The following is a 12888-nucleotide window of genomic DNA, read 5'->3' as shown; positions in this document are numbered from 1 at the left end:
ATCAAGATGCTCTGAGAACCGAGCATCCCCCGATATAACGGATAGCGTGTATCTGTTATAGGGGTTGAAGTGGGCAAGATGGATTGCCTATGGCGCTTCAACGGCGGCGACTGTATCAGCGAGAGGTGAGGGTGACTAACGAATTAATTTCACCGTGACGACAAAAATTGATTATCAAAGTCGATAACAAAAAAGCCAGCGGTTTCCCGCTGGCTTTTGACTAGTTTTTCTATAGGACGAGCGGGTTAGGCTTTCTCTGGAATCGCTTCCAATAGCGCGACCATTTGCTCCCAGAATAGAGCAACCGTATCGATTTTCACTTTCTCGTCTGGCGAATGTGGGAATTTGATCGTTGGACCAAAAGAAACCATGTCCATATTTGGATACGGTTCTTTAAATAGGCCACACTCTAGACCAGCATGAATGACCATGATGTTTGGCTTGTGGCCGTAAATGCCTTCGTACATATCACGGAAGATAGCCATGATTTCAGAGTCTGCATCTGGTTTCCAGCCTGGGTATGCGCCAGAGAAAACAATCTTAGCTCCTGCTAGCTCCGCTACGGATGTCAGCATGCTTTCGACTTGATGACGACCTGAATCAATCAGTGAACGAACTAAGCAAAGTACGTTGATCTTATCGCTCTCTGTGGTCACAACACCCACGTTCAGAGATGTTTCTACAACGCCTTCGATCTCGTCACTCATGCGGATCACGCCGTTAGGATAAGCATTCAGTGCAGCGATAAAACGTTGCTGATCAGCAATGGCCAGTACTTGCTCGTTGGTTTCGATGGCTTCGTTGAATGAAACGATGTCTGTTTCTACTTTTCCTAGCTCCTGCTTCAGCAAGTCAGTGTAGAAGTTGAATAGTTCAGCCAGCTTAGCTTCATTTTCTGCAGGGATAGCGACAGTCACGAACGCTTCACGCGGAATCGCATTACGTAGGCTACCGCCACGGAATTCAACCATACGTAGATCCAGCTCTTGTGCGTGACCGGCTAGGAAACGAGCGACAAGTTTGTTCGCATTACCTCGACCAGTATGGATATCACAACCAGAGTGACCGCCTTTCAGACCTTTCAATACCAACTGACGAGTTACGTAGCCCGCAGGGATCGCTTCGCGCTTGATGTCAAACGTCATTTCGCCATCAATGCCGCCCGCACAGCCCATGTAGACTTCGCCTTCTTGCTCAGAGTCGGTGTTCAGCAGAATCTCACCTTCTAACCAGCCTGCTTCCAGGCCAAAGGCACCTGTCATACCTGCTTCTTCATCAATAGTCAGAAGTACTTCAATCGGGCCGTGTTTAATATCGGTAGATGCCAGTACTGCTAGGCAAGACGCCATACCCATACCGTTGTCTGCACCTAGAGTGGTCCCTTTTGCGGTTACCCATTCACCGTCTATATAAGGTTGGATAGGATCTTTAGTGAAGTCATGATCCGTGTCTTCATTCTTTTGCGGCACCATATCGATGTGTGCTTGAAGAACTACGCCCTTCTTGTTTTCCATGCCAAGTGTTGCTGGCTTTTTAATGAAAACATTGCCCGTCGGATCGCGACGGACATCTAGGCCTTGCTCAGTCGCCCAGCCCACAATGTATTGAGCGAGCGCTTCTTCATGTTTAGAAGGGTGAGGGATAGAGCAGATCTTATCGAAAAACTGCCATAATGGTGCAGGTGATAAGTTGCTGATTTCAGAATGGAATTCAGACACGGATGACTCCTTAATCATAATAATGCCAGATCTTGTTAGGTAATTGCGTTAATTAAACGAACAAAAAACCAAATCTGGCCTATTGGGTAGAGAGGCACAGAATAGCACTACCTAAGGTTAGGTAGTAGTAAAAGCAGAAACGAAATGTTTCGCTGTCATCACAGAACCTAGATTCAATGATTTTTCCATGTGAGACTGTATTCTTATTGAGTGTAATAAAAGTAATATCTAAATTAATATTTCTGTAATTTAATTACCAAAACCATTTGATCTGAGTCATTTTTTGAAATTTATGTGACTTTTGTCACTTTTGTTGTTGTAATTAATTTTCTTTGGGGTATATTAGTAACCAACTTCGAAAGCGAAGAGAAAATGCTCAAAGGATGAGTCCGATTTGTCGCCTCCAAGGAACCGAGAAATCAATATTTGTTATCTGTTTTCATTGATTTAGAAGGTGATAGTTATGAAAGGTTTACCAAGTGCAACATTCTGGATAAACAATTCTGTTTACACTGGCAATTTTGCATATCCAACGAGCTTCGGTTACTAATTCCGAGCTTGTGACTCTCGAACAAGTTTGTTCACCCCTATAATTGGAATTTTATTACAGCTCCTAATTTGCTGACATGATTCAACCGCCACTCAATTTGAGTGGCGTTTTTTTATCTGCTGAAAATGTCTGTCGCAATGGCATGATTTCTCTATTCTCATCAGCTTTGCTTCATTTTATTCGCATAAACACATATCCAATCTCGTTTTAGGGCTTTTTCTTCAATGTAAGTTTACGACATGGTTGAAAAAATCACCTTTCAAAGGCTCGTAGGTACATCACTGTTATGTATTGAACTAATAGGATTTTTTACTAATGTTCACTTAGGTGGGGCGTTTGAGACTAAGTTTTACAGATAGAAATATTGATTAGAGTCCTAATTCTATCTGGAATTTGCCATTTGTAGACTTTATAATCTCGCCAATCGATTACGCAACCGTTTACTTTTACCCTTTGGAATTCGATTATGTTCGAAAAAATATTCAAGCTCAGTGAACACGGAACGAATGTAAAAACTGAGATCATAGCCGGTATGACAACCTTCCTTACCATGGCTTACATTATCTTTGTAAACCCGGCTATTTTAGCTGATGCTGGTATGGATCGTGGCGCTGTCTTCGTCGCGACCTGTCTGGCGGCGGCTATCGGCTGTTTCATCATGGGCTTTGTCGCTAACTACCCAATCGCTCAGGCTCCGGGAATGGGGCTGAACGCCTTTTTCACCTACGCCGTTGTTCTTGGTATGGGATATACATGGCAAGTTGCATTAGCAGCAGTATTTGTATCCGGTGTGCTATTCATTCTATTGAGTGTGTTTAAGATCCGAGAGTGGATCATAAACTCCATCCCACTTTCTTTGCGCACGGGTATTTCGGCGGGTATTGGCTTGTTCTTGGCATTTATCGCGTTAAAGAATGCAGGTATCGTGGTTGATAACCCGGCGACACTTGTTTCTCTTGGCTCGATTACTTCGTTACCTGCAGTACTAGCTTCAATTGGCTTCTTCCTGACTATTGCACTGGTTCACCGTGGCGTAAAAGGCGCGGTGATGATCGCTATTTTGGCGGTCACTGGCTTAGGTTTAGCGTTTGGTGATGTGCAATGGGGTGGCATCATGTCAACGCCACCAAGCATTGCACCGACCTTCATGCAGTTGGATTTTTCTGCAGTATTTGAGATCGGTATGATTTCAGTGGTTTTTGCTTTCCTTTTCGTCGACTTATTTGATACTGCTGGCACGCTAGTTGGTGTGTCTCAAAAAGCGGGTCTGATGGATAAAGATGGTAAAATTCCTCGTCTGAATAAAGCACTTCTTGCTGACTCAACTGCTACTTCGGTAGGTGCTCTGTTGGGCACGTCAAACACGACTTCTTACATTGAGAGTGTATCCGGTGTTGCCGCTGGTGGTCGCACAGGTCTAACCGCTGTTGTAGTTGGTATTTTGTTCCTACTTGCTCTATTCTTCTCGCCATTGGCTGGTATGATCCCTGCGTATGCGACGGCTGGTGCGCTATTTTATGTGGCGATTCTAATGCTTTCTGGTTTGGTGAGCATTGATTGGCGAGACCTGACAGAAGCGGCACCAGTTGTTGTGACGTGTTTGCTGATGCCTCTGACTTTCTCTATTGCGGAAGGTATTTCTCTTGGCTTCATCGCTTACGCGGCAATCAAATTATTCAGTGGTAAAGGTCGTGACGTTTCCCTTAGTGTGTGGGTGATGTCGGCAATCTTTATCTTCAAATACATTGTTGCTTAAAGAGCTTCATCAAGGGGCTGTGCGTTCTACGTTGAGTTGAATGGACAGGCCCTCAACTTTTTATTATTAGGTTTAGAACAATGAGTAAGAAATTCATTATTACTTGGGATCAAATGCACAGTTATTGTCGTGAGCTTGCTGAGCAACAAATGCCAGCAGAGCAGTGGAAAGGTATCTGGGCGGTAAGTCGTGGTGGTCTTGTTCCAGGTGCAATTCTGGCTCGTGAACTGGGTATTCGTTACGTTGATACCATTTGTATCTCTAGCTACGACCACGATCATCAACGTGATATGAGTGTATTGAAAGCACCAGAAGGTGACGGTGAAGGTTACCTAATCGTTGAAGATTTAGTGGACAGCGGTGATACCGCTCGTAAGCTGCGTGAGCTTTACCCGAAAGCAAAACTGATTGCGGTATGTGCTAAACCATCTGGTGCAGCTCTTCTTGATGACTACGTGGTTGATATCGCGCAGGAAACTTGGATCGAGCAGCCTTGGGATATGTCGATTCAGTACGCTGAGCCGATCAATCGCAAGCAAAAATAATCCTTACTGGATTGTTCAGTAAAAGAGAAATGGCCCTTAATGGGTCATTTTTATTGGGTTGCCATTTGCCTCTCTCGCTTTTCCCAATGTTGCCTCTCCTTTCTCTATTTTTCCTAATATAACTTTTCGTGAACTAATGCAGTGAACCTTGACTCTGGCCTGCCTTTTACATCGTGACAGGTATACAATGTAGAAAATTATTCTAACTAGGCCTCCTTATGTCTGAAGAAGTGAGCAAAAACCTCTCCGAAACCCTGTTCACCAATCATAAACAAGCCAAAGAAACCTCCGCACTGACGCAATACATGCCCAGCAGCCAATCGATGTTGGATGAAAAGCGTGAACAAGATGGCTTTAAATGGTATCGAAACCTGCGTCGAATGCAGTGGGCATGGCAAGGTTTGGATCCTATTGAAGTCGAAGCGGTATTGGCAAAGATTGCGTCCTCAAAACATTCACGTACTCACGACGAGTGGCTAGATACCGTAATGGGCTACCACAGTGGGAACTGGACTTACGAGTGGACCAAGCTGGGTATGCTGCATCACAAACGTTCTAATGAATTAAAGGGTGAAGAAGCCGCCGATGAACTGTTCAATGCTTCTTTATGTTTTAGTATTGCCGGTTACCCGCATCTTAAGAATGATAATCTGGCAACTCAGGCTCAGGTTCTTGCCAGTAATGCGTATACGGAAGCCTCCAAGAAAACAAAATATATCGTTAAGCAGATAGAAATTCCCTACCAGAATAAACGCATAATCGCCCATCTTCATTTGACCAAAACCGATAAGCCGCAACCTGTGGTGATGGTCAGTGCGGGGCTGGATAGCTTACAAACCGACATGTGGAAGTTGTTCCGTGACCATTTAGCGAAAAAAGACATCGCAATGTTGACTGTCGATATGCCTTCAGTTGGGCATAGCAGTCATTGGACGCTAACAGAAGATACCTCTTGCATCCACCAAGCGGTATTGAACGAACTGTTTAATATTCCTTGGGTTGATCATCATAGGGTAGGGTTGATTGGGTTTCGGTTTGGCGGCAATGCTCTAGTCAGACTGTCTTTTATGGAGCCAGATAAGATTAAAGCGTGTGTCAGCTTAGGAGCTCCGATTCACGATGTACTTTCTTCACCGGAAAAGTTGAAGAAAATGCCGAAAATGTACCTTGATGTTTTAGCATCGCGCTTAGGGAAGAACGCGGTAGACGTCAACAGTTTGGCGGGTCAGTTGATGGCTTGGTCGCTTAAGGTGCAGGGCATTTTATCTAACCGTAAAACTAAGGTGCCTATTCTGGCAATGAGCCTCGAAAGCGATCCGGTTTCACCCTACAGTGATAACCAGCTGGTTGCCTTGTTTAGTGATTACGGAAAAGCGAAGAAAATCAGTGCAAAAACAATTACACAAGGATATGAGCAATCCCTCGATTTGGCGATTAAGTGGTTGGAGGACGAGCTAATTAGATGACAAATCTAATAAATTAGGCAAGACTCATATAAGGGCAATACCCAAACTAAGCAGTCCTGTTTATTTGCTCGTCATAATTACAACGAATAATCATTACAGATATTGAATATGGAGATTCATTATGTCTGAACAGCCAAAAAGTCCAACTCATTACCGCTTGATGTCTACGTTAAAGGCCATTGGCCCATATCTGAGAGAGTCACAAAGTGAAGAAGGCCGTTACTTGTTTGATTGTCTTTCTGTCTGTGTGAATGACAAAAAATCGCCGGAAGAAAGAGAGTTCTGGGGATGGTGGTTAGAGCTGGAACAAGAAGGGCAGACATTCGCTGCTCGTTATCGCACTGGCCTCTATGATGTTAAAGGGGACTGGGTGGACGAGAAGTTACCAAAAAAAGCCATTGAAGAAGTTAACCGCACCCAAGAAGCTTTCCATCAAAAGCTGGTTGAAACCCTACAGACTCAATTTGATATGACGTTAGATTTACACAAAGAATCTGTTGAGTTCGTCTAAATTTATTCCTCTATCTATTTTATCTATCAAAAAGGCGCCTCACGGCGCCTTTTCTACTTGTGAATTTATGCTTTGATTGTTAAAACATCAGGTCTGATAACCATTTTGCTGATACTGCGTGTTGCTATGCAAACCAGAGCAATGGGTGATTATTTTTAATTTCATAGCAGAGAGACAATGAATCAAGAATGCGGAAACACAACACAGCGCCAAACTGTGGTTGTGAAACTGGGTACCAGTGTATTAACTGGTGGGACATTGGCGTTAGATCGCGCTCATATGGTTGAGTTGGCCCGCCAGTGTGCTGAGCTGAAGAAACTGGGCCACTCTGTGGTCATGGTATCGTCTGGCGCCATTGCGGCTGGCCGAGAGCACCTAGGTTACCCCGCACTGCCCAATTCGATGGCCAATAAGCAACTATTGGCCGCGGTGGGACAGAGCCAATTGATTCAAACCTGGGAAGCCTTGTTCGGCATCTACGGAATTAAAATTGGTCAGATGCTTCTGACTCGTGCAGACATGGAAGACCGAGAACGCTTTCTGAATGCCCGCGATACCATCAATGCTTTAGTCGACAATGACATCATTCCTATCGTGAATGAAAATGACGCGGTAGCGACCAGTGAAATCAAAGTGGGTGATAACGATAACTTGTCAGCTTTAGTCGGTATTCTTTGTGGGGCAGACAAATTGCTCCTACTGACAGATCAGAAAGGGCTATTTACCGCTGATCCGCGCAAAGACCCAAATGCTGAATTGATCAAAGAAGTGAAAACCATTGATGACACTCTGCGCAAAATCGCCGGAGGCAGTGGCACAACGCTAGGTACTGGCGGGATGGCAACCAAACTTCAGGCGGCGGATATTGCTCGACGAGCTGGAATTGAAGTGATCATCGCAGCTGGTAGCGCACCTAGTGTGGTATTCGACTCATTGGGTGAAGAACCGCAAGGTACCCGCTTTCTGCCAATTGAAGAAGCACTCGAAAGTCGCAAACGCTGGATTCTGGCTGGGCCAGCCGCGTCAGGTGATATTGTCATTGATGACGGAGCGGTGAAAGCAGTCATCGAAAAAGGCAGTAGTCTGCTGGCTAAGGGAGTGACTCACGTGAGTGGCGAATTTGCCCGCGGTGAGGTAGTGCGTGTGACTGATCAGAGCGGTGCTTTGGTTGCGCGCGGGATTTCCAGCTACTCCAGCCAAGACATGACCAAGATAATTGGCAAGCACAGTAAAGATATTTTAGGAATTTTGGGTTACGACTATGGCAGCGAAGTGCTGCACCGTGACGATATGGTTGTAATTCAGGAATAATTGAGGGAAAGATAGTGGAACTGATTTCTATGGGTCAAGCTGCCAAAGACGCAGCTTTCCAACTGGCAACAGAATCAACGGCGCAAAAAAACCAAGCACTAGCGATCATTGCAGATGAACTTGAAGCCAACGCAGACACGATTTTGGCGGCAAATGCGAAAGATATTGAACTGGGTCGTGAAGCTGGCCTGACAGAGGCTTTACTTGATCGCCTGCTGCTTAACGAAGATCGTTTAGCGGGGATCGCTAATGATGTACGTAACGTGATTAGCCTTAATGATCCCGTCGGTAGCGAAATTGATAGCAAAGTCCTAGAAAACGGCATGTCTTTATCTCGCCGTAGAGTGCCATTAGGGGTTGTTGGCGTCATCTACGAAGCGCGCCCGAACGTGACTATTGATATTGCTGCCCTGTGTTTAAAAACGGGTAACGCAAGCATCCTTCGTGGTGGTAAAGAGACGTTTTTCTCCAATATGGAGCTGGTCAAGGTTATTCAGTCGGCGCTTGCTAAAGCCGAGCTGCCTGCGGCATCGGTTCAGTATATTGAGAAGCCGGATCGAGAGTTGGTTTCTCAGCTGCTTAAGCTCGATGATTACGTTGACATGATCATTCCACGTGGTGGCGCTGGTCTTCACAAAATGTGTAAAGAAAACAGCACGATCCCTGTCATTATTGGCGGCTTTGGTATCAGTCATGTATTTGTTGATGAGAGTGCTGATCTCCAGAAATCTCTAGAAGTCGTCGAGAATGCGAAAGTGCAGCGTCCTTCGGCTTGTAATGCACTGGATACTTTATTGGTTCACGAAGCTATCGCAGCCGAGTTTCTGCCAATGTTGAAAGCTCGCATGGAAGATAAAGTCACATTTGTTGCTGAGCCTCAAGCAAAGGCTTTGATGGCGACTGCTAAACAGATACGTGATAGTGGCGAAGGGGACTTTGATACGGAATGGCTCAGCTTCACTCTTGGTGTCAAAGTGGTTAAGGATGTCAAACAAGCTATCGATCATATGCGAGTCCATAATGCCAGCCACTCTGATGCAATTATGACGAACAGCTTGGAAAACTCGGAGTTGTTCATCAACTCAGTGGGTTCTGCTGCTGTGTATGTTAACGCTTCTACTCGATTTACTGATGGCGCGCAGTTTGGCTTAGGGGCTGAGGTTGCGGTGTCGACACAGAAGCTGCATGCTCGTGGGCCAATGGGGTTAGAAGAGCTTACCAGCTATAAATGGGTAGGAAAGGCTAACTACCTACCGCGTAGTTAACAAAACTCAGTATTCCGATATGAAAAAGGGGCGATTTCGCCCCTTTTGCTTTTCTTCACTTTACCAAATCCGCTACACTAGCTGCGATATACTCAAGTGACTTCGTTTGCGCGTTAACAACTTATCCTAAAAGGGATTCTCGTTGGGGTTTGCATTGAACAAAGTCCCTTTATTGATTCTATCAATGTGCGCTAAGCGCAGAGGTTGTTTGAGTATATTATGGAGGTGATATGCATTGTCCTTTTTGCTCTGAGAATGATACGAAAGTGATCGATTCTCGTCTGGTGGCCGACGGTCATCAGGTTCGCCGTCGCAGGCAGTGTCTAGCTTGTAGCGAACGCTTTACCACATTCGAAACTGCTGAACTTGTGATGCCTCGCGTGATTAAATCAAATGGAAATCGCGAACCATTCAATGAAGATAAAATGGTCGGTGGTTTGCAGCGAGCGTTGGAAAAACGCCCAGTGAGTGCGGACTCTGTTGAGCTGGCGATCAGCATGATCAAATCTCAGCTACGGGCAACCGGAGAGCGTGAAGTACCTAGTGAAATGATCGGTAATTTGGTTATGGATCAGCTTAAAGAGCTGGATAAAGTCGCTTACATTCGCTTTGCGTCCGTTTACCGTAGCTTTGAAGATATTCGTGAGTTTGGCGAAGAAATTGCCCGATTAGAAGATTAACGTAAACATGTCTGAATTCACCCCTCAAGATTATCAAATGATGTCGCGTGCGATTGAATTAGCTAAAGGCGGCATCTACACCACGGCACCAAATCCGAATGTTGGTTGTGTTATTACCCTTGATGACGACATCGTGGGTGAAGGCTTTCACTATCGTGCTGGCGAACCTCATGCTGAAGTACATGCATTAAGAATGGCAGGCGACAAGTCTGTGGGGGCGACCGCTTATGTTACCCTCGAGCCTTGTTCTCATTATGGCCGTACCCCTCCATGCGCTGAAGGTTTGATTAAAGCCAAGGTTGCAAAAGTGATTTGTGCTATGGAAGACCCAAACCCACAAGTGGCGGGGCGTGGCATTAAAATGTTGCGAGATGCGGGTATTGAAGTTCAGGTTGGATTGCTAGAAAGCGATGCGATGGCTCTGAATTCTGCTTTCATCAAACGTATGAAAACCGGAATGCCGTTTGTGCAGCTGAAAATGGCCGCAAGTCTCGATGGCCAAACCGCGCTGAGTAATGGTCAAAGCCAGTGGATTACGTCTCCTCAAGCGAGGCAAGATGTGCAGAACTATCGTGCTCAAGCTGGCGCTATCTTATCGACAAGCAAAACGGTAATTGAGGACAACGCATCACTGAATGTCCGTTGGTCTGAGCTACCTGAATCTGTGCAGGCTAAGCTGCCTGAAAGTGATGTGCGCCAACCTGTCAGAGTGGTGTTGGATCGTCAGCAGCAGCTATCTTCTGAACTCAAATTCTATTCGACTGATGGTGAGCGTATTGTTATCTCTGCACAAGGCGATGTAGATCCCTTACTTAATGGCTCAGAGCAAATCGATTTGAAATCAACATTTGCAAATTTGGTCTCCCATCACAATATTAATCATCTCTGGGTTGAAGCGGGTGCCACTCTGGCAAGCAGTCTGATTAAAGAAGGCTTGGTGGATGAGTTAGTATTGTATCTAGCGCCTAAAATTATGGGCAGTGACGGCCGGGGCTTATTCGGTGCGCTTGGCCTGGAGTCGATGGCAGAGGTCATTGAACTCGATATTCAAGATATCAGACAAGTTGGCCAAGACATTCGCCTTGTAGCCCGACTTAAGTACAAAGAAGCGTAAATATGTTTACAGGAATTATTGAAGCTGTTGGGACGCTAACAGCAATTACTCCGAAAGGTGAAGACATTAGTGTCACCGTTGAAGTGGGTAAGCTGGATATGTCAGACGTCAAACTCGGCGATAGCATAGCAACGAATGGCGTGTGTTTGACGGTTGTGGATTTCAATTCAACCAGCTATAGCGCCGATTTGTCGTTAGAAACTTTGAACAAAACTGGGTTTACGGATTACCAAGTGGGTGGCAAGGTCAACCTCGAAAAAGCCATGCTGCCAACCACGCGCTTTGGTGGTCATATTGTTTCTGGTCACGTGGATGGTGTTGGTGAAATTACTGAACGTAACCAAGTGGGAAGAGCGATTGAGTTCTGGGTTTCCATGCCTGAAGAGCTATCTAAATATGTGGCTGAGAAAGGCTCCGTCACTGTGGATGGCATCAGCCTGACGGTGAATGCTCTGCGCAAAAATGCCTTCAAACTTACGATAGTGCCACACACTGGCGAAGAAACGACCATCGCAGATTTCCATGTTGGACGAAAAGTGAATTTGGAAGTGGACGTGTTAGCGCGCTACATGGAACGTTTACTGACCAGCCAAAAAGAGCAGCCAGAATCGCGTTTGACCATGGAGTTTCTCCAGCAAAACGGTTTTGCATAAATTAACGGACGCCCAGCCTAGAATGCTGGGCGTTGACACAGAATAAAGTCGCCAAGTGCCCAGATAACAGGAACAGAGAAATGCCAATTAGTACGCCTCAAGAAATCATCGAAGACATTCGCTTAGGTAAAATGGTCATCCTGATGGATGATGAAGATCGTGAAAATGAAGGCGATCTGATCATGGCGGCCGAACATGTCACTCCAGAAGCGATCAACTTCATGGCAACTCACGGCCGTGGCCTGATCTGCCTGACGATGACCAAAGAACGTTGTGAGCGTTTAGGTTTACCACCAATGGTTCAAGACAACAACGCGCAGTACACGACTAACTTCACGGTTTCTATTGAAGCGGCGGAAGGCGTGACAACGGGCATCTCGGCAGCAGACCGTGCACGCACCGTGCAAGCTGCGGTTGCAAAAGATGCCAAAGCGGCGGACTTGGTTCAACCAGGACATATCTTCCCACTAGCAGCACAAGATGGTGGTGTCCTGACTCGTGCTGGCCATACTGAAGCTGGTTGTGACTTGGCGCGTTTGGCTGGCTTTGAACCTTCCGGTGTGATTGTTGAAATCCTCAATGACGACGGCACAATGGCTCGTCGCCCAGATCTAGAAATCTTCGCTGAGAAACATGGTATCAAGTTAGGTACGATTGCTGATTTGATCGAATACCGCAACAACACAGAAACGACTATCGAGCGTGTTGCAGAGTGCAAATTGCCGACAGAATACGGTGAGTTTGAACTGGTGACCTTCCGCGATACTATCGACAATCAGGTTCACTACGCGCTATGTAAAGGCAACGTGCAAGAGAACGCGCCATTGGTTCGAGTTCACCTTCAGGATACGTTTACAGACCTACTGCGTAGTGATCGCAATGCTGAAAGAAGCTGGACGCTAGATAAAGCAATGAAGCGCATTGGTGAAGAAGGTGGCGTCTTGGTGATTCTTGGTAATGAAGAGTCAACTGACTTGCTTATCCACCGCGTGAAAATGTTTGAAGCCCAAGACAAAGGCGAAGCGCCAACCTTGGCGAAGAAGCAAGGAACATCACGACGTGTTGGTGTCGGTTCGCAGATTTTGGCGGATTTGGGTGTGCATGACATGCGTCTACTTTCTTCAACCAATAAGAAATACCACGCCTTGGGTGGGTTCGGTCTTAATGTGGTTGAATACGTTTGCGAATAAGCAGATAGAAAACGACTAGATTGTATAAGAAGGCAAAGGGTGATGAACCAATTGCCTTCTTTGTTTTTAACGCCGTTCTGCTAATTGAGTAATGCTAAATTTCCATTAGATATTGCTCACAGATTTGTG

Annotated in this window: 11 protein-coding genes; 10 read left to right on the top strand and 1 reads right to left on the bottom strand. The window is 45.7% G+C overall.

From position 1 onward, the window contains the following. Positions 1-245: 245 nt before the first annotated feature. Positions 246-1718, bottom strand: coding sequence for an aminoacyl-histidine dipeptidase (locus QMA41_RS14050; protein WP_281629985.1), 1473 nt, complete (start codon positions 1716-1718; stop codon positions 246-248). Between the two features lie 1016 nt (positions 1719-2734). On the opposite strand from QMA41_RS14050, the gene QMA41_RS14045 reads away from it, so the two are divergent. From QMA41_RS14045 to ribBA, 10 genes are all read left to right on the top strand, one after another. Next, a complete protein-coding gene (locus QMA41_RS14045) occupies positions 2735-4024 on the top strand; it encodes an NCS2 family permease (RefSeq protein WP_006957929.1) in 1290 nt (429 codons plus the stop codon). 80 nt (positions 4025-4104) lie between these two features. Then, positions 4105-4569: an oxytetracycline resistance phosphoribosyltransferase domain-containing protein Tet(34) gene (gene tet(34) / locus QMA41_RS14040; protein WP_006957928.1), complete on the top strand. Its 465-nt coding sequence runs from the start codon at positions 4105-4107 to the stop codon at positions 4567-4569. 218 nt (positions 4570-4787) lie between these two features. Next, on the top strand, positions 4788-6035 hold the full coding sequence (gene frsA / locus QMA41_RS14035; protein ID WP_006957927.1) for an esterase FrsA: 1248 nt from the start codon (positions 4788-4790) through the stop codon (positions 6033-6035). A 121-nt stretch (positions 6036-6156) separates the two neighbouring features. Further along, positions 6157-6546: a sigma factor-binding protein Crl gene (gene crl / locus QMA41_RS14030; RefSeq protein ID WP_021456408.1), complete on the top strand. Its 390-nt coding sequence runs from the start codon at positions 6157-6159 to the stop codon at positions 6544-6546. A gap of 177 nt (positions 6547-6723) precedes the next feature. After that, the gene (gene proB / locus QMA41_RS14025) at positions 6724-7857 is read left to right on the top strand and encodes a glutamate 5-kinase (protein ID WP_006957925.1); all 1134 of its coding nucleotides are present in this window, start codon (positions 6724-6726) and stop codon (positions 7855-7857) included. A gap of 14 nt (positions 7858-7871) precedes the next feature. Then, positions 7872-9122, top strand: a complete 1251-nt coding sequence (locus tag QMA41_RS14020; RefSeq protein WP_281629984.1) for a glutamate-5-semialdehyde dehydrogenase — start codon at positions 7872-7874, stop codon at positions 9120-9122. A gap of 230 nt (positions 9123-9352) precedes the next feature. Then, positions 9353-9802 carry a transcriptional regulator NrdR gene (gene nrdR, locus QMA41_RS14015; protein WP_006957923.1) on the top strand — a complete coding sequence of 150 codons (450 nt, stop codon included), beginning with the start codon at positions 9353-9355 and terminating at the stop codon, positions 9800-9802. A gap of 7 nt (positions 9803-9809) precedes the next feature. Then, positions 9810-10916 (top strand): bifunctional diaminohydroxyphosphoribosylaminopyrimidine deaminase/5-amino-6-(5-phosphoribosylamino)uracil reductase RibD, encoded by a 1107-nt coding sequence (gene ribD, locus QMA41_RS14010; protein WP_281629983.1) that lies wholly within the window; start codon positions 9810-9812, stop codon positions 10914-10916. Between the two features lie 2 nt (positions 10917-10918). Beyond that, complete coding sequence (locus QMA41_RS14005) at positions 10919-11569, top strand: riboflavin synthase (protein WP_006957921.1); 651 nt, start codon at positions 10919-10921, stop codon at positions 11567-11569. An 80-nt stretch (positions 11570-11649) separates the two neighbouring features. Next, positions 11650-12759: a bifunctional 3,4-dihydroxy-2-butanone-4-phosphate synthase/GTP cyclohydrolase II gene (ribBA, locus tag QMA41_RS14000; protein WP_006957920.1), complete on the top strand. Its 1110-nt coding sequence runs from the start codon at positions 11650-11652 to the stop codon at positions 12757-12759. Positions 12760-12888: the final 129 nt, after the last annotated feature.

It is taken from the genome of Vibrio sp. St2 (assembly GCF_947311885.1).
In the GTDB taxonomy this organism is placed as follows: domain Bacteria; phylum Pseudomonadota; class Gammaproteobacteria; order Enterobacterales; family Vibrionaceae; genus Vibrio; species Vibrio coralliilyticus.
This window is presented reverse-complemented; position numbering and strand designations above follow the sequence as displayed.

Bases quoted from the DNA above. Each gene is read 5' to 3' on its own strand.
- ribBA (WP_006957920.1), top strand. From the start codon at position 11,650: ATGCCAATTAGTACGCCTCAAGAAATCATCGAAGACATTCGCTTAGGT.
- crl (WP_021456408.1), top strand. From the start codon at position 6,157: ATGTCTGAACAGCCAAAAAGTCCAACTCATTACCGCTTGATGTCTACG.
- frsA (WP_006957927.1), top strand. From the start codon at position 4,788: ATGTCTGAAGAAGTGAGCAAAAACCTCTCCGAAACCCTGTTCACCAAT.
- nrdR (WP_006957923.1), top strand. From the start codon at position 9,353: ATGCATTGTCCTTTTTGCTCTGAGAATGATACGAAAGTGATCGATTCT.
- QMA41_RS14005 (WP_006957921.1), top strand. From the start codon at position 10,919: ATGTTTACAGGAATTATTGAAGCTGTTGGGACGCTAACAGCAATTACT.
- proB (WP_006957925.1), top strand. From the start codon at position 6,724: ATGAATCAAGAATGCGGAAACACAACACAGCGCCAAACTGTGGTTGTG.
- ribD (WP_281629983.1), top strand. From the start codon at position 9,810: ATGTCTGAATTCACCCCTCAAGATTATCAAATGATGTCGCGTGCGATT.
- QMA41_RS14045 (WP_006957929.1), top strand. From the start codon at position 2,735: ATGTTCGAAAAAATATTCAAGCTCAGTGAACACGGAACGAATGTAAAA.